Origin of the sequence: Lysobacter defluvii IMMIB APB-9 = DSM 18482, from assembly GCF_000423325.1 — a bacterium.
Taxonomy (GTDB): domain Bacteria; phylum Pseudomonadota; class Gammaproteobacteria; order Xanthomonadales; family Xanthomonadaceae; genus Novilysobacter; species Novilysobacter defluvii.
The window spans coordinates 387,913-408,625 of the sequence record NZ_AUHT01000006.1 but is presented as its reverse complement, the minus strand read 5'-3'; the positions used below and the strand labels follow the sequence as shown (position 1 = coordinate 408,625).

Sequence of the window (20,713 nt, the reverse complement as noted above, 5' to 3'; positions counted from 1 at the left end):
CGGTTCTCCGGTGGGTCCAGGGGTCAGGCGGGTTTGCGCACCACGTCGCCGGCGTGGCACAGCAGGGTCGCGGCGACGATCTCGTCTTCCTGGTCCAGCACGAACCCGCCCTCGTCGTCGACTACCAGCTTCAGGAACTCGAGCACGTTGCGCGCGTAGAGCGCGGACGCGTCGGCGGCGACCAGCGCCGGCAGGTTCGGCTCGCCGATGATGTGCACGCCGTGGCGTGTGACCGTCCGGCCGGCTTCCGACAGCGTGCAGTTGCCGCCCTGTGCCACCGCCATGTCGACGATCACCGAGCCGGGCTTCATCGCCTCCACGGTTGCGTCGTGGATCAGCACCGGCGCCTTGCGGCCCGGAATCAGCGCGGTGGTGATGATGATGTCCGCCTGCCGGGCGCGCTCGTGCACCAGCTCGGCTTGGCGGCGCATCCAGTCGGCGGGCATCGGCCGGGCATAGCCGCCCACGCCTTCGGCGATCTCGCGCTCCTCGTCGGTTAGGAAGGGAACGTCGAGGAACTTCGCACCTAGCGAGTTGACCTGCTCCTTGGCCACGGGACGCACGTCAGAGGCCTCTACCACCGCGCCCAGGCGCCTGGCGGTCGCGATCGCCTGCAACCCCGCCACGCCAGCGCCCATGACCAGCACGCGCGCGGCCTTCACCGTGCCGGCGGCGGTCATCAGCATAGGCATGAAGCGCTGGTACGCATTGGCCGCGAGCATCACCGCCTTGTAGCCGGCGATGTTGGCCTGCGACGACAGCACGTCCAGCGCCTGCGCGCGGCTGATGCGCGGCGCCGCCTCGAGGGCGAAGGCGGTCAGGCCGGCGGACGCGATCGCCTTGGCCTGCATATCGTCGAAGGGATCGAGCATGCCGACCAGGACCGCGCCCGGCTCCATCATCGACAGCTCGTCCGTGGTGGGCGCGCGCACCTTCAGCACCATCCCGGCCCCGAATGCACCGGCGGCGGAGCCCACCACGGCGCCTGCATCGGCGTAGGCCTCGTCGGGCACGCTGGAAGCGATGCCCGCGCCGGCCTGGACGATCACGCGGTGGTTGGCCTTTGCCAGCTTCCTGACTGTTTCCGGCGTCGCGGCGACCCGGGTCTCACCTGGCCGCGTCTCGGCCGGGATGCCGATGTCCATCTGCCCCCTCCTGCCAACTGGTTGGTAACGCGAACTGCCTGGGACGGCGAGGCACTGGCCACCCACCTGCAGGGCAAGCCTGGTCCCCGGTGCATCAGCGGCCGTCCGCCTCGATACGGCGGCGGACGTCTTCCTCCAGCCCCGCCAGACCCCATTCCTTGCCGATGGCGATCGCCTCTTCCGTGGACCGGCCTTCCACCCAGGCGGCCCGCAGCGCGGCCATGGCGCCCACTCGGTTGCCGCTGGCGCAGTGCACCAGCACGGGGCGCTCGGCCTCCGCCAGCATCGTGTCGAAGGCCAACACGTTCTCCCGGGTCAGGTCCGGCGCGCCGGCAAGCGGGAGATTCGAGTAGCGCAGTCCGGCGGCGCGTACGGCCGCCGCCTCGTCGAAGCCGGGAGTCTCCGCGTCGGGCGTCAGGTCGATGACATGGCGGATGCCGGCGTCACGGACCCTCGTGATGTCGCCAGGGCCGATGCGGCCCGCGGCAATGACGCCCTGTTCGGGCGACACCGCGTTGGCCAGCTTCGGTAGCGGTTCGTGCGCCGCGGCGTTGCCCGTTGTTGCGGCGGCGAGCAGTGCGATGAGAAACAGTCGCTTCATGGATGACCTCCAACGAGCGTGCCGGCGTCGTGTGGCGCAGGGCGTGCTTCCCGAGCATACGGCCATCAAGCGATCGGTTTCGACCGACCGCCGCTACCGCGGCCCGAGCACGTTCGGCAGGTCGCCCGGTGCCGGCATCCCAGCACGGCGCTGGATGACGCCCTCCGCGTCCTGGAACAGGATCCCCGGCGTCCCCTGGAACCCGAGTTCATGCATCAGGCGCTGGTTGGCGTCCAGCTGCGTCCTCGCCCGCTGCGGTACGGTGGCCACGCCCTGGATCCCGCCTCGCGAAAAGTCGCGCTCGTTGCGGGCCAGCATCGCCTCGGGTGACGGCGCGGCCAGGATCGCGGCCGCCTTGTTGATGCTGTCGGGGCGGATCACGCCGACCATGACGTGCCGCAGCTGGACCTTGCCGGCCTCCACCCACGGCCGGGCGGCCTCCCAGAACCGGTTGCAGTACGGGCAGTTGGGGTCACTGAAGGTGTAGACCACCCGCGCCGCGTCGTCCGGCCCGTCGGCCACCCAGTGGCTGTCCTCCAGCTGCGCCCAGATCCGCTCGGTCATCGGCTTGGCGACCAGGCGCTGCAGGTGCGGCTGCCCGACGTCCTCGCCGTCGGCGTTGACCAGGGTTCCGACCATCGCGTGGTCGCCGTCGGGGGTGACGTAGACCGCCACCGGCTGCTGGCCGCCCGCCAGGCTGGCGAAGCCGCGCAGGCCGCCGGGCGCCTCGAACTCGCCCAGCACCTCCAGGCCGTGTGCCTCGACCGTTTCGATCACCCTGGGGCGCGGCTCGCCGCTCCCCGGTTCCTCGGCGTGGCTGCAGCTGGCGGTGCCGACCAACGCAAGGGCCAGCAACGCGGACGTGAGCTTGTAGTGGGTCATTGCATTGCCTCGTTCGAAAGTGGTGTGCCGCCCAGAGGTGTCGGGCCGAAGCGCTGCAGCTTCCGGGCCAGGCTGCCGCTGGTCAGTTCGCCCATGTGGACGTCCACCAGCCGGCCGTCGCCCTCGAAGAACAGGGTGACCGGGAGACCGCGTGCGCCGGTCGCCTGGGAGACGCTGGAGAATGGATCGAGCACGACGTTGTCCAGCTCCAGGCCGGCCCCGTCGAGGTACTCGCGGATCAGGTCACCGCCCTCGCCCTGGTTGGCGAAGACGAAGGTGACGTGCGGGTTGGTGGCCTGGCTGTCGGCGAGCACCGGCATTTCGCGCCTGCAGGGCGGGCACCAGGTCGCCCACAGGTTCACCACCTTCGGCTGGTCGCCCATGTCGGACAGCTGGACCGGCCCGCCCTCGAGGCGCGTCAGTTCCACGTCGGGCAAACGCACCACGGCCTGCTGCATCAGCAGCAGCGCGCCGGTGAGCACGCCCCCCACCGCCAGGCCTGCGCCGGTGCCCCACAGCAGCGGCTTGCGCAGTTCCACGGTGCGGCGCGCGCGCCACGCGGCGAACGCAAGGCCGGCGAGTACCGCGGCCCATATCGAGTACCCGCCGTCGCCGAAGCGCAGCAGCGACCAAGGGTCGGCCGCGTACTGTGGCCACCACTGCACGACGAACACCAGCCGGCCCGCGACCAGGCCCACCAACAACATGTCGAAGAACAGGCCGGCCACCGGCACCCGCGGGCCCTCCGGCCGTTTCGCCGCCCAGCGGCCGACCAGCGCCGCCACGCCCAGTGCGAGCAGCAGGATCACCAGCGTCATCGGGACCGGCCCAAGACCAAGCATCAGTACTTGGGCCGTTGAAGGAATGAATGCATGACGGGAAGCGTGGAGGAGCGGGATTAAGAGCAAATTAACAGCGGCAGGGATGCCGTGACGGGCGCATTCACGTACGGTGCCCTGCTCCCCCAGAGCGCTACTATCGCCCCGGAGCACGCATGCGCATCCTCGTGGTCGAAGACGACGACCTGATCGCCCGCGGCATCGCGGCCGGCCTGCGCGCGTACGGCTTCACCGCCGACACCGTCCCTTCCGCGGCGCAGGCGGAGCTCGCCCTGGCCAACGCCGAATGCGACGCCATGGTGCTCGACCGCGGGCTTCCGGACGGCGACGGGCTTTCGCTGCTCGCCCGCCTGCGTGAAGCCGGAAGCACCCTGCCGGTGCTGCTGCTGACGGCGCGTGACACCGTCGAGGACCGCATCGAGGGGCTGCAGGGCGGCGCCGATGACTACCTGGTCAAGCCCTTCGACCTGGGCGAGCTGGTCGCCCGGCTGCACGCGCTGATCCGCCGGGCGGCGGGCCGCAGCAGCAACCTGGTCGAGGCCGGGGCACTCCGCTACGACCCCAGCAGCGGCGAAGCCTGGCTGGACGGCGAACCGGTCGAGCTGTCGCGGCGCGAATCCACCCTGCTCGCCAGCCTGATCCGGGCCGACGGGCGCTGCCTGTCGGCCGAGCAGCTCAAGGACCGGCTGTACGGGCTGGACCAGGAAGTCGCCAGCAACGCGGTCAACGTCCACGTGCACAACCTGCGGCGCAAGCTCGGCGTCGACGTGGTCGAGACCGTGCGCGGGCTGGGCTACCGTTTCGGCTGGGCGCGCCGGTGAGCCTGCGGCTCCGCCTGCTGCTGACCATCGGCCTGGCCCTGGCCGTGCTGTGGGGTGGCGCCGCGGTGTGGATGTTCCGCCACCTGGACCGCAACCTGCAGGAGACGCTGGACGACCGGTTGGCCATGTCCGCGCGCATGGTCGCCGGCCTGCTCGACCAGTCCGGCGGGGCGAGCCTGTCCATGGCGGCGGTCGAGGGCACGCTGTCGGTGCCCGGCAGCCGGGGCATGGCCTGCCAGGTCCGCTCCCTGCGCGGCGAAGTGATCGCCACCACCCGCGGTCCCGACCGGGCGCCGCTGGCGGTCAGCGCACCGGGCTACCGCACCACCGTGATCGACGGCCAGCCGTGGCGCACGTTCACCCTGCGCACCGACTCCTTCGACATCACTACGGCCGACAGCCTGGACGAGCGCGCGCAGCTCCGCCGGCGAATCGCGCTGGCCGCGGGCGTACCGTTCCTGATTGCCTCCATGGGCGGGCTGCTGGCGCTCTGGTTCGGCACAGGCCGCGCGCTTGCACCGCTCGACGGGCTGCGGCGACGCCTGGCGCAGCGACATCCCGACGCCACCGATCCGGTCGACGGCAGCCAGCTTCCCGGCGAACTGCGGCCGTTGATCGCGGCCCTGAACGACCTGCTCGAGCGCATGCGCCAGGCCATCCAGCGCGAGCGCGGCTTCACCAACGACGCCGCCCACGAACTGCGTACCCCCCTGACGGTCATCGACACCCACCTGCAGGTCGCCCGGCTGCACGCCGGCCCTGAGGCCAGGCCGGCCCTGGACGACGCCGCCACGGGCGTGGACCGGATGCGAGCCACGTTGGAGCAGCTGCTGATGCTGGCCCGGGTCGAAGGACGGCTGCCTTTCGACGAGGGCATGCACATCACCGCCGCCGAGGCGGTCTCGCGCGCCATCGAGGTGGCAGGACATGACGCGGCAGCCCGGACCGACGTCCGGATCGAGGGGAACAGCGAAGACGCGGTGCTGGACGTGCCGCCGCAGCTGGCCGTCGTGGCCTTGCGCAACCTGATCGGGAACGCACTCCGGTACTCCCCTGCCGACGCCAGGGTGGCGGTAGAGATCGCCCGCCCCACCCCGGAACTGGCCGGGTTTGCGGTTTCGGATTCGGGGCCGGGCATGGACGTCGAGGCGGTACAGTCGGCGACCCGGCGGTTCTGGCGCGGTGCGGCCTCGCAACCCGGCAGCGGGCTTGGACTGACGCTGGTGGAGGCGATCTCGCAGCGGTTCGGCGGGGAGTTGGCACTGCTGCCCCGTCAGCCGCACGGGCTGAGGGTCGAGCTGCTGCTCCCGGTGCGGCGCGAAGCCGGCCGCTGACGCAGCAGCCTCAGGCCTTGGGCACGATGCTGATCTCACCGGTCGGCTCGACGGTGGCACGGGCCACGTCGCCCACGTCGACCAGGCCGGCGCGGCGGATCGCTCCTTCCAGCTCGGCTTCGGTGATCAGTTCGCGGCGCATTCCCCTGCGCAGCATGCGACCGTCGCGGACGATCTCCACCGGAGCCTCGCACAGCAGTTTTTCGATCCAGGGCACGCGGTACTGCAGCCAATCGATCACCCAGCCCCACACCAGCACCACGACCAGCAGCAGCAGGAAGTCGATCGGGGTTTCCGAGCCCACCGACATCGAGTCCGCCACGAGGCCGCCCGCGATCACGAGCGCCAGCAGGTCACTCGGGGAGTTGTCGCCTATCTCCCGCTTGGGCAGGAGGCGTGTCACCAGCGTCACCGCAAAGAAGATCACCGTGGCCCGTCCCAGCAGGGCCCAGAGGGTCAGTGTCGGCTCCAGTTCCATCGGGCGTTCCCTAATGGCGAACGAGCCCCATTTATGGGGTGCGCGCGTGGGCGGTCCGTGACAAAGCGCGGCGCGGGCCCTTTCGCGGGTCGCGGTCGCGGCGGAGCCGGCACCCTCCCCGGCCGCGGTCAGGCGCGATCGACCAGCCGGTGCAGCAGCATGCCCGCCATCATCGCCGGGACGAACCACAGCGCCTCGACTGACAACATTCCCAGTCCAGCCAGGGCGGGTCCCGGACAGTAGCCGGCGGCGCCCCAGCCGATGCCGAACAGGGCCGCGCCGCCCAGCAGCCGCCGGTCGACCCGCGTGAGATCCGACAACTGGAGCCGGTCGCCGAACAGCGAGCTGCCACGGCGCAGCACCGGCCGGAACAGCAGCACGGTGGTCAGCACCGCCCCGGCCAGGACGAACGCGAGCCTGGGGTCGAAGTCGCCAAAGATGTCGAGGAAGCCGAGCACGACCCGCGGATCGGTCATGCCGGACATCGCCAGCCCCAGCCCGAAGAGCGCGCCGGAGAGGAGGGCCGCGAGGGTGGTCCTGTTCATGCCCAGCTCCACAGGTGGCGTACGAAGAAGGTGGTGGCCACCGCCGTCGCCATGAAGGCCAGTACCGCGGCCAACGAGCGCCCCGACAGCCGCCCCAGGCCACAGACCCCGTGCCCACTGGTGCAGCCGTTGCCCATGCGCGCACCGAAGCCCACCAGCAGCCCCGCGACGATCAGCCCGGCCCGCGGGAAATCCGTCCGTGGCTGCGGCGCACCCGGCACGAAGGCCATGTACAGCCCCGCCGATACGACCAGCCCGACCAGGAAGGCCACGCGCCAGGACACGTCCCCGGCGCGCGGGAACACCACCCCGTTGAAGATGCCACTGGCGCCGGCGATCCGTCCGTTGAGCCACAGCAGGACGGTGGCGGACAGACCGATCAGGACCCCGCCGCCCAGCGCCATCCACCACTCGCCGGTCATCGGGCACCCCCCAGCTGGTTGAGCGGCAGGCGCAGGTAGCGGATGCCGTTGTCATCGGCAGGAGGCAGCTCGCCGGCGCGGATGCCGCGGCCGATGCCCGTCCGGGCGCCGGTCTTGCGCTTGATGTGGGCGGCTGCGGTCAGGTGGTCGGCATGGACGTGGGTTTCCAGCACCCAGCCCAGGGCCAGGCCGCGCTCGGCCACGAAGGCGAGCACGCGGTCGGCGGACTCCGTGGTGACGCGCGCGCTGGCCGGGTCGTAGTCCAGGACCGGGTCGATCACCGCGGCATGGCCTCCGTCGCGGTCGTACACCACGTGGGTGAACGTCGCGGTCGCGGGATCGTGGAAGCTCTTCACTTGCGGGTTCATGGCGTGCCCCTTGCCTACATGTTTAGCTTCGCCTAAATTAGGATCTGTACAATTTATTGTCAAGACGTCCCTAAAATACCCGTATGGGCAATCCAACAGACCAAGAAGCCACCACCCCGGCCACCCCGATGTCCGAGATGACGGTCCACGCCGGAGAGGCGGCCGCGCTGCTGAAGGCACTGGCCCACCCCGCCCGGCTGCTGGTGCTGTGCCAGCTGGTGGAGGGCGAGCGCTCGGTCGGCGAGCTCCAGCCCGTTACCGGCCTGAGCATGTCGGCGCTTTCCCAGCACCTGGCCGTGCTCCGGGAGATGTCGCTGGTGCGCACCCGCCGCGAGTCGCAGAGCATTTTCTACTCGCTCGCCGAAGGGCCGGCGGCAAGCATCCTCGACACCCTCCACGCCGCGTACTGCGCGCCCGGGAAGACCGGCAGTTGACCTCCCTGCAGCTCCTGCTGGGCGCGCTGTCCGGAGGCGCGGTGGGGTTCACGCTGGCCCTCGTCTGTGGCGGCGGATCCATCCTCGCCGTGCCGCTGATGGTCTACCTGGTCGGCGTCGGCGATCCGCATGTCGCCATCGGCACCAGCGCCCTCGCCGTTGCCGCCAACGCGCTGATCGGGCTCGTGAACCATGCCCGCAACGGGAACGTGAAGTGGCGGTGCGCGGTGACTTTCGCCATCGCCGGCTCGCTGGGTGCCTGGTTCGGTGCCATGGCCGGGAAGGCCATGGACGGGCAGCGGCTGCTGGCGCTGTTCGCCGTGCTGATGCTGGTAGTGGCGGGGCTGATGTTCCGCTCGCGCGGCCGCGAGGGCGACCCGGACGTGGTGCTCGACGGCGGAAACGCACCGAAGCTGCTTGGCTCCGGCGCCGCCACCAGGGCGCTGTCCGGCTTCTTCGGGATCGGCGGCGGGTTCCTGGTGGTCCCGGCGCTGATGGCTTCCACCGGCATGCCGATCCTGTTCGCGGTGGGCTCGTCGCTGGTCGCGGTCACCGCATTCGGCCTGACCACGGCCTCCAATTACGCGCTCTCCGGGCTGGTGGCCTGGCCACTGGCCGCCGTGTTCATTGCCGGCGGCGCGGCCGGGAGCCTGTCCGGCACGCGCCTTGCGACCCGGCTGGGTTCGCGCAAGGGCGCCCTCAACACCGTACTGGCCGGGCTCATCACCGTGGTCGCGATATACATGCTGTACCGGACCGCGGGCGAGCTGGGTTGGATCTGACCCCGCCTTCCCACATGGAGCACCCCGATGACCAAGACGACCTGCTACGCCGAAGGACACTACGCCAGCGGACAGCCCTCGCCCGACGAGTTGTCCCGACTGCAACGCGAGGGCGTCCGGACCGTGATCAACCTGCGCGGCCCGGACGAGCCGGTCGAATTCGACGAGTCCGCCGAAGCGCGCCGGCTCGGATTGCGGTACGTCGCCCTGCCGGTCCGTGGAGCGGACGACCTGGAAGCCGACCGCGTGCGCCGGTTCGGCCAGGCGCTCGACGAGGCGCGCAGTGAGGGCGGCGTCCTGATCCACTGCGCCACCTCCAACCGCGTTGGCGCGATGGTCGCCCTGGACCAGGCGTTGAACCGCGGCCAGCCGCTGGACGCCGCACTGGAGCTCGGGCGTGCCGCCGGCCTCGCCGCCCTCGAGCCTGCCGTCGTCGACGTGGTCCGCCGCGAGGAGACTTCGGAATGAAGACCGGCGGCATGATTTTCCAGCAGCTTTTTGAACCGGTCTCCTCGACGTTCACCTACCTGCTCGGCTGTCAGGAGACGGGCGAGGCGGTGCTGGTCGACCCGGTCATGCCGGCCTGGCAGCGGGACCTGAAGGCGGTCAATACGCTCGGCCTGCGGCTGGTGATGACGATCGACACCCACATCCACGCCGACCACATCACTGCCGCCAGCGTCCTCAAGCGCGAGGCGGGAAGCCGCATCGCAATCCCCGAACCCGACGCCCTGCCCTGCACCGACGTGCCGATGCGCGAGGGCGTGCCCCTGCAGGTGGGCGGCGTGCGCATCGACCCGATGCATACGCCCGGCCACACCGACAACCACTTCGCGCTGGTCGCCGGCGACCGGGTATTCACCGGCGACGCGCTGCTGATCGATGGCTGCGGACGGACGGATTTCCAGAGCGGCGATGCGCGCGCGCTGTACGACAGCGTGCGCGGCAAGCTGTTCTCACTGCCCGGCGAGACCCTGGTCTACCCGGCGCACGACTACAACGGCCGGCGGGTCTCCAGCATTGCCCAGGAAAAGCAGCGGAACCCGCGCCTGGGTGGGGACCGCACGGTGGAGGAGTTCGTCGAGCTGATGGACAACCTCGGCCTGCCTTACCCAAAGTTCATCGACTACGCGGTTCCCGGCAACCGCCGATGCGGCGAATGCCCGCCGGACCTGCCCGCGCATCTTCGCGAGTACTGCGAGGAGATGGCGCAGAGCCCGCAGGGCTGACGGCGCGGGCGTCTCGCGCGACGCGCGGTGCGGCGGGTCACGAGGGGCCCGGGTCCGGCTCCACCCACTCCGGCCGGCCCGCGTACAGCTCCTGCAGCAGCTCCTTCACGAGCCCGATATAGGGCGAGTCGTCATTGCGCCGATGGCTCAGGATCACCGGTGAAGTCGCATTCTGGTCGGCGATGAGGCGGTACTTCAGGTCCGCCCGGTGCCGGCTGCCCGCATACGGCACCAGGCACACCCCGACCTCCGCCGCGACCAGCCCCAGCGCGGTCTGCATTTCGCTGACCTCGTGCACCACGGTGGGCCGCACGCCGTGGTCCTCCAGCAGTGCCAGCACCTGGTCGGCGAAGGACGGGCGCGGCGCGCGGGGGTAGATGACCAGTTCCTCGCCGGCCATCTCCTCGATCCGCACGGGTGCATCGCTTTCCGCCAGCCGGGTGCCCGGCGCGACCGCCAGCACCATGCGCTCCTCGCGCAGCACGGTGCGCACCACCGCCGGATCGTTCTTGCGGACGCGGCCGAAGCCGATGTCGATGCGGCCGGTCTTGAGGGCTTCGATCTGCTGGCTGGACATCATCTCCAGCAGCTGGATGTCCAGTTCCGGGGCGTGCTTGCGCAGCTCGCGCACCAGGGCGGGCACGCCGCCGTAGAGGGCGGAGGCGACGAAGCCGATCGACAGCACGCGGCGCTCCTGCTTGCCCACCCGCTGGGTGGCGAGCTTGAGCTGCTCGACGCGGCCGAGGATCTGCAGTGCCTGTTCGTTGAACAGGCGCCCCGCGTCGGTCAGGCGCAGCGGGCGGGTGGCGCGCGAAATGAGCGTCACGCCCAGTTCCTCTTCCAGCAGCTGGATCTGGCGGCTGAGCGGGGGCTGGGCGATGTGCAGCTTCTCCGCGGCGCGGGTGAAGTTGCGTTCCTCGGCCACGGCGACGAAGTAGCGGAGCTGGCGGAGTTCCATCCGGCCTCCCGTTCATCTTCATACCCGGCGTGGGTTCATCCACCTCCAAACCCCGCCACGGATGGACTTAGCGGCACCACTATACCTTTCCGGTATCGCTAAAGAGCAATTCGGTGTTGGACGAAACGGGCTCCCCGGGCCGATAACAGGGGGCCATGAAGACCTCCCCCGCCCCCAAGTCCCCGCCTTCCGCGACCATCGAGCGCGTCGAGACCCTGCTGCTCGACCTGCCCACCATCCGCCCGCACCACCTGTCGGTCACGACCATGGACGGGCAGACGGTGATGCTGGTGCGGATCCACTGCTCCGACGGCGTTGTCGGCATCGGCGAGGGCACCACCATCGGCGGCCTGGCCTATGGCGGCGAGAGCCCCGAGGGCATGAAGCTGGCGGTCGACACCTACTTCGCGCCGCGACTGCTGGGCGCAGACGCCACCCGCGTGCCGGCGCTGATGGCGCAGCTCGACAGCATGATCAGGGAGAACCGCTTCGCCCGCAGCGCGGTCGAGACGGCCCTGCTGGACGCCCAGGGCAAGCGCACCGGGCTGCCGGTGTCGGAGCTGCTGGGCGGCCGCCTGCGCGACCGGCTGCCGGTCGCCTGGACGCTGGCCTCCGGCGATACCGCCCGGGACATCGACGAGGCCGAGCAGATGCTCGACCTGCGCCGGCACCGGATCTTCAAGCTGAAGATCGGCGCCCGGCCGTTGTCCGAGGACATCGCCCACGTGGCCGCGATCAAGCGTGCGCTGGGCGACCGCGGCGCGGTGCGGGTCGACGTCAACATGGCCTGGAGCGAGCTGGAGGCGGCCCGCGGCATGGCCGCGCTGGCCGACGCCGGTTGCGAGCTGGTCGAGCAACCGGTGGCCTCGGCCGCGGCGCTGGCACGGCTGGTCCGGCGCTTCCCGGTCGCGCTGATGGCCGACGAATCCCTGCACGGCCCGAAGTCGGCGTTCGAGCTCGCGCGGGTCGCCGGCGCCGACGTGTTCGCGGTCAAGATCGAGCAGTCCGGCGGCCCCTACGCCGCGCTGCAGGTCGCCGCCATCGCCGGGGCCGCAGGCATCGAACTCTACGGCGGCACGATGCTGGAGGCCGCCGTCGGCACGATCGCCTCGGCCCACGCCTTCGCCACCTTCCCCCGCCTGCAGTGGGGCACCGAGCTGTTCGGGCCGCTGCTGCTGACCGAGGAAATCCTCACCGAGCCGCTGGACTACAGCGACTTCCACCTGACCGTGCCGGACCGCCCCGGGCTGGGCATCGACCTGGACGAGGACCGCGTGCAGTTCTTCCGCCGCGACCGCGCCACCCGCACCGTCAGCGTTGCCAACCAGGAGGCCTGAACCATGCTTTTCCAAGTCCGGATGGACGTCGAGATCCCGACCGACCTGCCCGAAGACGTCGCCGCCGACATCAAGGCGCGCGAGAAGGCGTACTCGCAGGAGCTGCAGCGCAGTGGCAAGTGGCGCCACATCTGGCGCGTGGCCGGCGAGTACGCCAACTACAGCATTTTCGACGTGGACAGCAACGAGGAGCTCCACGGGCTCCTGACCGGCCTGCCGCTGTTCCCCTACATGCGCATCGCGGTGACGCCGCTGTGCCGCCACCCGTCGTCCATCCGCGACGACGACCGCTGAGACCGCGAGGGAGAAAGAACCGATGAGCGTGAAGATTTTCGATACACCCGAAGTGCAGCAGTTCCTGCGGGCCGTTGCCAACCTGGACGGCCAGGGCGGCGACCCGCGCACCAAGCAGATCGTCCACCGGCTGATGTCGGACCTGTTCAAGGCGATCGACGACCTGGACATCACCCCGGACGAGTACTGGACGGGGATCGCCTGGCTCAATGAGCTGGGCACCGCCGGCCAGGCCGGCCTGATCTCGCCGGGCTTGGGCGTGGACCACTTCATCGACCTGCGCCTGGACGCGGTGGACGAGCAACTGGGCGTGGAGAACAGGACCCCACGCACCATCGAGGGCCCGCTCTACGTCGCCGGGGCGCCGGTCGAGCACGGCTTCGCCCGGCTGGACGACGGCAGCGACGAGAGCGGCCACCCGCTGGTCATGCAGGGCACCGTGTACGACGCCGAAGGCAAGCCGGCCCCGGGCGCGCAGGTGGAGGTGTGGCACTGCGACACCCGCGGCTTCTATTCGCACTTCGACCCCACCGGCAAGCAGGCGCCGTTCAACATGCGCCGCACGATCATCGCCGACGAGCAGGGCCGTTACCGCTTCCGCAGCATCGTCCCCAGCGGTTACGGCGTGCCCCCGGGCAGCCCGACGGAGAAGCTGCTGACCGCCCTTGGCCGCCACGGGCAGCGCCCGGCGCACATCCACTTCTTCATCAGCGCCGACGGCCACCGCAAGCTGACCACGCAGATCAACCTGGCGCACGACCCGCTGGTCAACGATGACTTCGCCCACGCCACCCGCGACGGGCTGGTCTGCGAGGTGGTCGAGCGCACCGACGAGGCCAGCATCAAGGCCCACGGCATGGACGGCCCGTTCGGCGAGATCAACTTCGACTTCCACCTGACCGCGCTGGTCGACGGCGTGGACAACCAGATCAACGAGCGCCGCGTCCGCGCGGCGGCCTGAGGCCCCGGAATGATCGACAAGTCGCAATGGACCTGCGCCTCGGCGGTGGCCGACATCCCCGACGGCGCCACGGTGATGATCGGGGGCTTCGGCACCGCGGGGATGCCCGATGAGCTGATCGACGCGCTGATCGAGCACGGCGCCGGCGGGCTCACCATCATCAACAACAACGCCGGCAACGGCGACACCGGGCTGGCGGCGTTGATCGCCAACAAGCGGGTCAGGAAAGTGGTCTGCTCGTTCCCGCGGCAGACCGACTCCTGGCACTTCGACGCGGCGTACAAGGCCGGCGAGATCGAGCTGGAGCTGGTGCCGCAGGGCAACCTGGCCGCCCGGATCCACGCCGCCGGCAGCGGGCTGGGGGCGATCTTCACCCCCACCGGCTACGGCACCGAGCTGGCCGAGGGCAAGGAGACCCGCGAGATCGACGGCCGGCACTACGTTCTCGAGTACCCGCTGCACGCGGACTTCGCGCTGATCAAGGCGCACCGCGGCGACCGCTGGGGCAACCTGGTGTACCGCAAGACCGCCCGCAACTTCGGTCCGCTTATGGCGATGGCGGCCAAGTGCACCATTGCCCAGGTCAACGAAGTCGTCCCGCTGGGCGAACTGGACCCGGAGGCGGTGGTCACGCCCGGGATCTTCGTGCAACGCGTGGTCGACACCGGAGGTGCCGCATGAGCCGACTGAGCCGCGAACAGATGGCCGAACGGGTCGCCCGGGACATCCCCGAGGGCGCCTACGTGAACCTCGGCATCGGCCTGCCGACCAGCGTCGCCAACTACCTGCCGGCCGACAAGGAAGTGTTCCTCCAGAGCGAGAACGGCCTGCTCGGCATGGGCCCCGCGCCCGAGCCCGGGCAGGAGGACCCGGACCTGATCAATGCCGGCAAGGAGCCGGTGACGCTGCTGACCGGAGGCGCGTATTTCCACCACGCCGATTCCTTCGCGATGATGCGCGGCGGGCACCTGGACATCTGCGTACTCGGCGCCTTCCAGGTATCCCAGCACGGCGACCTGGCCAACTGGAGCACCGGCGCGCCCGACGCGATCCCCGCCGTCGGTGGTGCGATGGACCTGGCGATCGGCGCCAAGCAGGTGTTCGTGCTGATGCAGCTGCTGACCCGCAAGGGCGAGAGCAAGCTGGTCGCCGAGTGCACCTATCCACTGACCGGGCTGCGCTGCGTCTCCCGCGTGTACACCGACATGGGCGTGTTCACCGTCGGCAGCGAGGGCGCGCGGGTGCTGGAGCTGGTCGAAGGCGTGACCCTGGACGAACTGCGGGACCTCACGCGCCTGCCGCTGGAGATGGCCGGTTGAGCCACGGCACACGAACAAAGGGAGTGCAGACATCATGAATGCCGCTTTCATCTGCGACGCGGTGCGCACGCCGATCGGCCGCTATGGCGGCATCCTCGCCCGCGTGCGGGCCGACGACCTGGGCGCGCTGCCCATGAAGGCGCTGCTGGAGCGCAATCCGGGCCTGGACCCGGCGGCGATCGACGACGTGTTCTACGGCTGCGCCAACCAGGCCGGCGAGGACAACCGCAACGTCGCCCGCATGAGCGCGTTGCTGGCCGGGCTGCCGACCTCGGTCCCGGGCGTCACCATCAACCGGTTGTGCGCCTCCGGGCTGGAGGCGGTCGGGCAGGCCGGGCGCGCCATAGCGACGGGTGATATCGGCCTGGCGGTCGCCGGCGGCGTGGAGTCGATGACCCGCTCGCCCTTCGTGATCGGCAAGGCCGACTCGGCCTTCGGCCGCAACCAGAAGCTCGAGGACACCACCATGGGCTGGCGCTTCGTCAACCCGGTGCTCGACGAGCGCTATGGCGTCGAATCCATGCCGCAGACCGGCGAGAACGTGGCCCGGGACCATGGCGTCAGCCGCGAGGACCAGGACGCGTTCGCCCTGCGCAGCCAGCAGCGCGCGGCCGCCGCGCAGCAGTCCGGCTACTTCGCCGAGGAGATCATCCCGGTGACGGTGCCGGGCACGAAGCGCGGCGAGACCGTGCAGGTCGACACCGACGAGCACCCCCGCCCTTCCACCACCATGGAGGCCCTGGCGAAGCTCAAGCCGCTGTTCCCCGAAGGCAGCATCACCGCCGGCAACGCGTCGGGCATAAACGACGGCGCGGCGGCGCTGATCGTGGCCAGCGAGGAAGCGGCAACGCGCTTCGACCTGAAGCCGCGCGCCCGCATCCTGGGCATGGCCGCAGCGGGGGTGGACCCGCGGGTCATGGGCATCGGCCCGGTGCCGGCCACCCGCAAGCTGTTGGCGCGGCTGGGACTGGAAGTCGGGGACTTCGATGCGATCGAGCTCAACGAGGCCTTCGCCAGCCAGTCGCTTGCGGTGCTGCGCGGACTGGGCATCCCGGAGGACTCGCCCCACGTCAACGCACACGGCGGCGCGATCGCGCTCGGCCATCCGCTGGGCATGAGCGGCGCCCGCCTAGCGCTGACCCTGGTCCACCAGCTGGAGAAGACCGGCGGCCGCCTTGGCCTGGCCACGCTGTGCGTCGGCGTAGGCATCGGCGTGGCGCTCGCGGTCGAGCGGGTCTGAGGAGAGCGCGCGCATGGCATTCCTGGAGCTCCCGACCCACCGCCTGCACTACCGCGTCGACGGCGATCGCGGCCCCTGGCTGGTGTTCTCCAATTCGCTGGGCACCGACCTGCACATGTGGGACGCCCAGGCCGGCGCGCTGTCGGACTCCATCCGCGTGCTGCGCTACGACCGGCGTGGCCACGGACAGTCGACCGCCCCGCCCGCCCCCTACGCGCTGGCGGACCTCGGCAGCGACGTGCTCCGGCTGCTCGATGCGTTGGAGATCGAGCGCGCCCACTTCTGCGGCCTGTCCATCGGCGGGCTGGTCGGCCAGTGGCTGGGCGTCCACGCCGGTGACCGGCTCGAGCGCCTGGTGGTGTGCGCCACCGCGCCGAAGATCGGCACCGCCGAAAGCTGGGCGGCACGCCGCGACCAGGTGCGCGCGGACGGCCTGTCGCCCCTGGTGGAGGCCACCATCGAGCGCTGGTTCACCCCGGAATTCAATGCGAACCACCCCGGGGTCGTGAAGCGGGTCCTCGACGGTTTCACCGCCACCTCGGTCGAGGGCTATTGCGGCTGCTGCGACGCGTTGGCAGGCGCCGACCTGCGCGCGGAACTGGGCCGCATCACCGTGCCGGTCCTGGCGATATCGGGCGACGACGACCCGGTGTGCACCCCGGACGACCTGCAGGGCATCGCCGATGCCGTTCCCGACGGGCGGCACGTTTCGCTGCCCGGGCGCCACATCGTCAACGTCGAGTCGCCCGGCGGTTTCAACGCGGCGCTGGTCGAGTTCCTCGGCTGACGTGCTCCCCCACGCCGCCGCGCTGGATTAGAGTCCAGCTACCGCGTCCCGCGTGGAGATCCCGATGAGCACCCGCCGTGAGTTCCTGCTGTCCGCTTCCGTGGCCGCCGCCGGTCTTGCGCTCGCGCCACTGGCCCGGGCCGCTGCCGATCCGCTCGGTGTGCTCGGCCACGTCCCCTCGCCCGGTCCGGGCTCGCTGATGACTCGGGCGATTCCCTCCTCGGGAGAGCGGCTGCCGGTGATCGGCGCCGGTACTTCGGGCAGCTACGAGGTCGCGCCGGGCTCGGCCGAGTTCGAAGCACTCAAGGAGACCATCCGGATCTTCTTCGAGGGCGGCGGACGGGTGATCGACACCGCTCCCAACTACTCCAACGCCGAGCAGGTCCTGGGCGCGCTGCTGGAGGAAGGCGGCTGGCGCGACCGGTGCTTCCTGGCGACGAAACTCGCCGCCGGGGACCGCGCGACGATGGAAGCGCAGTGGAAGGCCTCGCTGCGCAACCTGCGCACCGACCGCGTCGAGTTGCTGCAGGTCCACAACATGCGCGCCTGGGAGGTGGGCCTGCCGTTCGCGCGCGAGCTCAAGGAGCAGGGGCTGGTGAAGTACATCGGCTTCACCCACGCCAGCAACGCCGAGCATGCGCGGATGGAGCAGCTGATGCGCGAGCAGAAGCCGGACTTCATCCAGGTCAACTACTCGGTGATGGCACCCGACGCCGCGCGCTCGCTGTTGCCGGCAGCACGGGACCAGGGCGTCGCGGTGCTCATCAACCGCGCCTTCAACGACGGCAAGCTGTTCGCGCGCGTGGCCGACCAGCCCCTGCCCGGCTGGGCACCCGAGGTGGGCGTGGACTCCTGGGCGCAGATGTTCCTGAAGTTCGCCATCAGCCACCCCGCGGTGACCGCGGTGATCCCGGCCACCGGCAAGCCGCACCGGCAGGCGGACAACCTCAAGGCCGGGACCGGGCCGCTGCTGGACCAGGCCCAGCGCGACGAGCTGGTGCGGATGTTCGCCTGAGGACGGTCGCGGCGCGCTGACCCAATCGGCACCAGGCGCTTGCAACGAGTCCCGATCGGGACTATCATGGCTTCGTGCCCAATGGAGCCACGAGATGAGCGCCGCCGTCCATGCCCTGCCCTCCGCCTCGCGCCGGGAACTTGCCGGACCGGCGCTGCGTGCCTTCTTCAACATCACCGGCCTGTGGGACCTCAGCGCCGAGCAGGAGCGCGTGCTGCTGGGCAGCCCCGGACGCTCGACCTTCTTCCGCTGGAAGCGCGACCTCGACGGCGCGCTGCCGCGGGACGCGCTCGAGCGCATCAGCTATTTGCTGGGCATCTACAAGACGCTGCAGATGCTGTTCCCCGAGCCGGCGCAGGCCGATGCCTGGGTGAAAAAGCCCAACCAGGCTCCGCTGTTCGGCGGCCGCAGCGCGCTGGAGCGGATGCTCGGCGGCCAGGTGGCGGACCTGTACGTGGTGCGCCAGTACCTGGACGCGCAGCGCGGGTGGGCGTGAGCGCGATCCCCCGCCGCAAGGTTTCGTGGCGGCCCTCGTACCGGATCGTCTCCAGCCGCTTCCCGCCGGTGGGCCTGTTCGACCGCATCGCCTCGGCGGAGGACCTGGACGCGGTCTTCGAGATCGAGTCGCTGACCAACCCCCGGCTGCGACAGGAATGGGGCGAGCTGTCGCTGGTACCGTCGTCACGCCGGATCTCGGGGCCAGGCACCACGCCGATCATGGCCGCCTTCACCCATGCCAATCCGGAAGGCTCGCGCTTCTCCGACGGGACCTACGGCGTCTACTACGCGGCCCGAGAGCGTGACACGGCGATCGCCGAGACCATCCACCACCGCCAGCGGTTCCTGCGCGCCACCGACGAACCGGCCACCGTGTTGCAGATGCGCTGCTACCTGGCCGACCTCACCGGCAGGCTGCACGACATCCGTGGTGGCTGGCCCGAGCTGCACGATCCCGACAGCTACGCGGCCAGCCAGGCGGCCGCGCGCGAGCTGCGCCGCGCCGGAAGCGACGGCGTGGTCTACGACAGCGTCCGCCGGCGGGGCGGCCAGTGCGTCGCGGCGTTCTACCCGGACCTGGTGGCGCCGGTCGTCCAGGGCCCGCACCTGCTCTACCACTGGGACGGCGAGCGGATCTCGCACTTCACGGTGGTGGAGGAGACCGGCACGGTGGACTCGCTGCAGGGCTGACCCCCCGCGCCCCGCTTCAGTCGCGCCGCAGCAGCCACCAGGCGGCCAGGCCGATGCCGCCGACCACCAGGGCCGTCTTCGCGGGCGAGCGGCGAACGTCGCCGGCCATCCCCTCGACGACGTTGACCCGGTCCGCGCGCATCAGCATCAGCCAGTGGCGCAGGTCGTTCTCGCTGTAGCGGAAGGCGGCGCGCCGGATCATCCCGCTCATGCCCTTGGGCGGCAGCCGGGTGCCGAAGGTGCGCGAGTGGTCCGGGCGCTCGATCGAGCGCAGCACCTCCACCCGCATCGGCTGCCGCGGCGGCGGATCCTCCCAGGGCACGTCCAGGCGCGGCGGGGTGCGCTCCATGGGGACGGCCGGGCGGTTCTCCTTCGGGATGTCGGAACCCCAGCCGGGGATGTTCGGGTGCGGATTCTGGGTGTCCATGGTGGTTCCCTGTTCGTTGCCGGCCATCACGCAGCCCCCATCGCCGACGGCGGGATGAGGACCGGCTTGATGCAGTTGTCGCGCTTGTTGACGAAGATGTCGTAGGCGTCCGCGACCTCTTCCAGCGGGATCCGGTGGGTGATGATCTCGCGCGGGGAGATGTGCCCGGCGCGGATGTGCTCGATCAATCGCGGCAGGTGGCGCTTCACGCTGGCCTGGTTCATCCGCAGCGTCAGTCCCTTGTTCATCGCGTTGCCGATCGGGATCGCGTTGAAGGTCGGGCCGTACACGCCGACGATCGAGACCCGCCCGCCCTTGCGCGCGCTGTTGATCGCCCAGTGCAGGGCGATGGCCGAACCACCCTGCAGCATCATCAGCTTGCCGGTCACGCTGTGCAGCAGGCTGCCGGTCGCATCGCAGCCCACCGCATCGATGCACACGTCGGCGCCCAGCCAGTCAGTCATCTTCTTCAGGTGCACCGCCATGTCGTCGACTTCCCTGAAGTTGACCGTCTCGCAGTGCGCGAACCTGCGGGCGAACTCCAGCCGGTAGTCCTCGCAGTCGACCACGATCACCCGGCCCGCGCCGAAGAACCAGGCACTCTTGGCCGCGAACAGGCCGACCGGGCCGGCACCGAACACGACCACGGTGTCCCCTTCCTCGATGTCGCCCATCTCCGCGGCCTGGTAGCCGGTCGGGAACGCGTCGGTGAGCATCACCGCGTCCTCGATGTGGATGTCGTCCGGGATCACCGTGGGACCCACGTCGGCATACGGCACGCGCACGTACTCGGCCTGGCCGCCGTCGTAGCCGCCCGCGGTGTGGGTGTAGCCGTAAAAGCCCCCAACGGCGCTGGATTGCGAATTGGCGTTCTGGCAGTTGCCGTACAGCTCCTTCTGGCAGTAGAAGCAGCTGCCGCAGAAGATGTTGAACGGCACCAGCACCCGGTCGCCGACCTTGAGGTTCTGCACCGAGGGCCCGACCTCCTCCACGACCCCGACGAACTCGTGGCCGATGATCTGGCCGACGCGGGTGTCCGGCACCAGGCCGTTGTAGATGTGGATGTCCGAGCCGCAGATGCAGGTCCGGGTGACGCGGATAATCGCGTCGTTGGGATGCTCGATTTCCGGTTCGGCGACGTTCTCGATGCGCATCCTGCGCGGGCGACGGTAGGTCGTGGCCAGCATGGGGGGACTCCGGTGGGGGGCGGAAGGCGCCGCGTGGGCGCAGGACCCCGACCTTGGCGCCTGGGCCGTTAAAGGGACGCGTGGGCCGCGTCGTGGCGGCGTGCAGGCCCCCGGCCGGGC

General features: G+C 70.4%; 27 protein-coding genes. 16 read left to right on the top strand and 11 right to left on the bottom strand.

Annotation, left to right across the window (positions count from 1 at the left end; translation table 11 throughout):
* Nucleotides 1-23: 23 nt before the first annotated feature.
* The 4 genes from G545_RS0106400 to G545_RS13865 form a co-directional block, all read right to left on the bottom strand.
* Entirely contained in the window at nt 24-1,145 is a 1,122-nt protein-coding gene (locus G545_RS0106400; protein ID WP_027069656.1) for a Re/Si-specific NAD(P)(+) transhydrogenase subunit alpha, read from the bottom strand.
* A 94-nt stretch (nt 1,146-1,239) separates the two neighbouring features.
* On the bottom strand, nt 1,240-1,746 hold the full coding sequence (locus G545_RS0106395) for a beta-lactamase hydrolase domain-containing protein (protein WP_027069655.1): 507 nt from the start codon (nt 1,744-1,746) through the stop codon (nt 1,240-1,242).
* Nucleotides 1,747-1,839: 93 nt separating this feature from the next.
* Nucleotides 1,840-2,628, bottom strand: a complete 789-nt coding sequence (gene dsbG / locus G545_RS0106390) for a thiol:disulfide interchange protein DsbG (RefSeq protein WP_036136321.1) — start codon at nt 2,626-2,628, stop codon at nt 1,840-1,842.
* Complete coding sequence (locus G545_RS13865) at nt 2,625-3,470, bottom strand: TlpA disulfide reductase family protein (protein WP_052106587.1); 846 nt, start codon at nt 3,468-3,470, stop codon at nt 2,625-2,627. Before G545_RS13865 ends, dsbG begins: the two co-directional genes overlap by 4 nt.
* Before the next feature lie 152 nt (nt 3,471-3,622).
* On the opposite strand from G545_RS13865, the gene G545_RS0106380 reads away from it, so the two are divergent.
* A complete protein-coding gene (locus tag G545_RS0106380; protein ID WP_027069653.1) occupies nt 3,623-4,288 on the top strand; it encodes a response regulator in 666 nt (221 codons plus the stop codon).
* Nucleotides 4,285-5,622, top strand: coding sequence for an ATP-binding protein (locus G545_RS0106375; protein ID WP_027069652.1), 1,338 nt, complete (start codon nt 4,285-4,287; stop codon nt 5,620-5,622). Before G545_RS0106380 ends, G545_RS0106375 begins: the two co-directional genes overlap by 4 nt.
* Before the next feature lie 10 nt (nt 5,623-5,632).
* On the opposite strand, the gene G545_RS0106370 is transcribed toward G545_RS0106375, so the two are convergent.
* The 4 genes from G545_RS0106370 to G545_RS0106355 form a co-directional block, all read right to left on the bottom strand.
* The gene (locus G545_RS0106370; RefSeq protein ID WP_027069651.1) at nt 5,633-6,100 is read right to left on the bottom strand and encodes a DUF421 domain-containing protein; all 468 of its coding nucleotides are present in this window, start codon (nt 6,098-6,100) and stop codon (nt 5,633-5,635) included.
* Nucleotides 6,101-6,228: 128 nt separating this feature from the next.
* Nucleotides 6,229-6,645: a DUF6691 family protein gene (locus G545_RS0106365; RefSeq protein WP_027069650.1), complete on the bottom strand. Its 417-nt coding sequence runs from the start codon at nt 6,643-6,645 to the stop codon at nt 6,229-6,231.
* Nucleotides 6,642-7,067 carry a YeeE/YedE family protein gene (locus tag G545_RS0106360; RefSeq protein WP_027069649.1) on the bottom strand — a complete coding sequence of 142 codons (426 nt, stop codon included), beginning with the start codon at nt 7,065-7,067 and terminating at the stop codon, nt 6,642-6,644. Before G545_RS0106360 ends, G545_RS0106365 begins: the two co-directional genes overlap by 4 nt.
* Nucleotides 7,064-7,435, bottom strand: a complete 372-nt coding sequence (locus G545_RS0106355) for an MBL fold metallo-hydrolase (RefSeq protein WP_027069648.1) — start codon at nt 7,433-7,435, stop codon at nt 7,064-7,066. The genes G545_RS0106360 and G545_RS0106355 overlap by 4 nt, the downstream gene beginning before the upstream one ends.
* 83 nt (nt 7,436-7,518) lie before the next feature.
* Between G545_RS0106355 and G545_RS0106350 the strand changes: the two genes are divergently transcribed.
* Genes G545_RS0106350 through G545_RS0106335 form a run of 4 tightly spaced genes read left to right on the top strand, consistent with a single transcriptional unit; the run spans nt 7,519 to nt 9,880 of the window.
* Nucleotides 7,519-7,869 (top strand): ArsR/SmtB family transcription factor, encoded by a 351-nt coding sequence (locus tag G545_RS0106350; RefSeq protein WP_052106586.1) that lies wholly within the window; start codon nt 7,519-7,521, stop codon nt 7,867-7,869.
* Nucleotides 7,866-8,651 (top strand): sulfite exporter TauE/SafE family protein, encoded by a 786-nt coding sequence (locus G545_RS0106345; protein ID WP_027069646.1) that lies wholly within the window; start codon nt 7,866-7,868, stop codon nt 8,649-8,651. Before G545_RS0106350 ends, G545_RS0106345 begins: the two co-directional genes overlap by 4 nt.
* Before the next feature lie 27 nt (nt 8,652-8,678).
* Nucleotides 8,679-9,119, top strand: a complete 441-nt coding sequence (locus tag G545_RS13860; RefSeq protein ID WP_052106585.1) for a beta-lactamase hydrolase domain-containing protein — start codon at nt 8,679-8,681, stop codon at nt 9,117-9,119.
* Nucleotides 9,116-9,880 carry an MBL fold metallo-hydrolase gene (locus G545_RS0106335; RefSeq protein WP_197050193.1) on the top strand — a complete coding sequence of 255 codons (765 nt, stop codon included), beginning with the start codon at nt 9,116-9,118 and terminating at the stop codon, nt 9,878-9,880. Before G545_RS13860 ends, G545_RS0106335 begins: the two co-directional genes overlap by 4 nt.
* Before the next feature lie 37 nt (nt 9,881-9,917).
* Here G545_RS0106335 and G545_RS0106330 read toward each other — a convergent pair whose 3' ends face one another.
* Complete coding sequence (locus G545_RS0106330; RefSeq protein WP_027069644.1) at nt 9,918-10,838, bottom strand: LysR family transcriptional regulator; 921 nt, start codon at nt 10,836-10,838, stop codon at nt 9,918-9,920.
* A gap of 155 nt (nt 10,839-10,993) precedes the next feature.
* Between G545_RS0106330 and G545_RS0106325 the strand changes: the two genes are divergently transcribed.
* From G545_RS0106325 to G545_RS0106280, 10 genes are all read left to right on the top strand, one after another.
* Nucleotides 10,994-12,175: a muconate/chloromuconate family cycloisomerase gene (locus G545_RS0106325; RefSeq protein ID WP_027069643.1), complete on the top strand. Its 1,182-nt coding sequence runs from the start codon at nt 10,994-10,996 to the stop codon at nt 12,173-12,175.
* A gap of 3 nt (nt 12,176-12,178) precedes the next feature.
* Nucleotides 12,179-12,469: a muconolactone Delta-isomerase gene (gene catC, locus G545_RS0106320; protein WP_027069642.1), complete on the top strand. Its 291-nt coding sequence runs from the start codon at nt 12,179-12,181 to the stop codon at nt 12,467-12,469.
* Between the two features lie 22 nt (nt 12,470-12,491).
* Nucleotides 12,492-13,430: a catechol 1,2-dioxygenase gene (catA, locus tag G545_RS0106315; RefSeq protein ID WP_027069641.1), complete on the top strand. Its 939-nt coding sequence runs from the start codon at nt 12,492-12,494 to the stop codon at nt 13,428-13,430.
* Between the two features lie 9 nt (nt 13,431-13,439).
* Entirely contained in the window at nt 13,440-14,111 is a 672-nt protein-coding gene (locus tag G545_RS0106310; RefSeq protein WP_027069640.1) for a 3-oxoacid CoA-transferase subunit A, read from the top strand.
* Nucleotides 14,108-14,749 carry a 3-oxoacid CoA-transferase subunit B gene (locus G545_RS0106305; protein ID WP_027069639.1) on the top strand — a complete coding sequence of 214 codons (642 nt, stop codon included), beginning with the start codon at nt 14,108-14,110 and terminating at the stop codon, nt 14,747-14,749. The genes G545_RS0106310 and G545_RS0106305 overlap by 4 nt, the downstream gene beginning before the upstream one ends.
* A 34-nt stretch (nt 14,750-14,783) precedes the next feature.
* Nucleotides 14,784-15,989 (top strand): 3-oxoadipyl-CoA thiolase, encoded by a 1,206-nt coding sequence (pcaF, locus tag G545_RS0106300; protein ID WP_027069638.1) that lies wholly within the window; start codon nt 14,784-14,786, stop codon nt 15,987-15,989.
* 13 nt (nt 15,990-16,002) lie between these two features.
* The gene (gene pcaD / locus G545_RS0106295; RefSeq protein ID WP_027069637.1) at nt 16,003-16,776 is read left to right on the top strand and encodes a 3-oxoadipate enol-lactonase; all 774 of its coding nucleotides are present in this window, start codon (nt 16,003-16,005) and stop codon (nt 16,774-16,776) included.
* 64 nt (nt 16,777-16,840) lie between these two features.
* The gene (locus G545_RS0106290) at nt 16,841-17,791 is read left to right on the top strand and encodes an aldo/keto reductase (RefSeq protein WP_027069636.1); all 951 of its coding nucleotides are present in this window, start codon (nt 16,841-16,843) and stop codon (nt 17,789-17,791) included.
* 94 nt (nt 17,792-17,885) lie between these two features.
* Nucleotides 17,886-18,287: an MbcA/ParS/Xre antitoxin family protein gene (locus G545_RS0106285; protein ID WP_027069635.1), complete on the top strand. Its 402-nt coding sequence runs from the start codon at nt 17,886-17,888 to the stop codon at nt 18,285-18,287.
* Complete coding sequence (locus G545_RS0106280) at nt 18,284-18,979, top strand: RES family NAD+ phosphorylase (protein WP_027069634.1); 696 nt, start codon at nt 18,284-18,286, stop codon at nt 18,977-18,979. The genes G545_RS0106285 and G545_RS0106280 overlap by 4 nt, the downstream gene beginning before the upstream one ends.
* A gap of 16 nt (nt 18,980-18,995) precedes the next feature.
* On the opposite strand, the gene G545_RS0106275 is transcribed toward G545_RS0106280, so the two are convergent.
* Together G545_RS0106275 and G545_RS0106270 are read right to left on the bottom strand one after the other, a co-directional pair.
* Nucleotides 18,996-19,406 carry a hypothetical protein gene (locus G545_RS0106275; protein WP_036137824.1) on the bottom strand — a complete coding sequence of 137 codons (411 nt, stop codon included), beginning with the start codon at nt 19,404-19,406 and terminating at the stop codon, nt 18,996-18,998.
* 26 nt (nt 19,407-19,432) lie between these two features.
* Complete coding sequence (locus G545_RS0106270; protein ID WP_027069632.1) at nt 19,433-20,593, bottom strand: zinc-dependent alcohol dehydrogenase; 1,161 nt, start codon at nt 20,591-20,593, stop codon at nt 19,433-19,435.
* Between the last annotated feature and the right edge of the window lie 120 nt (nt 20,594-20,713).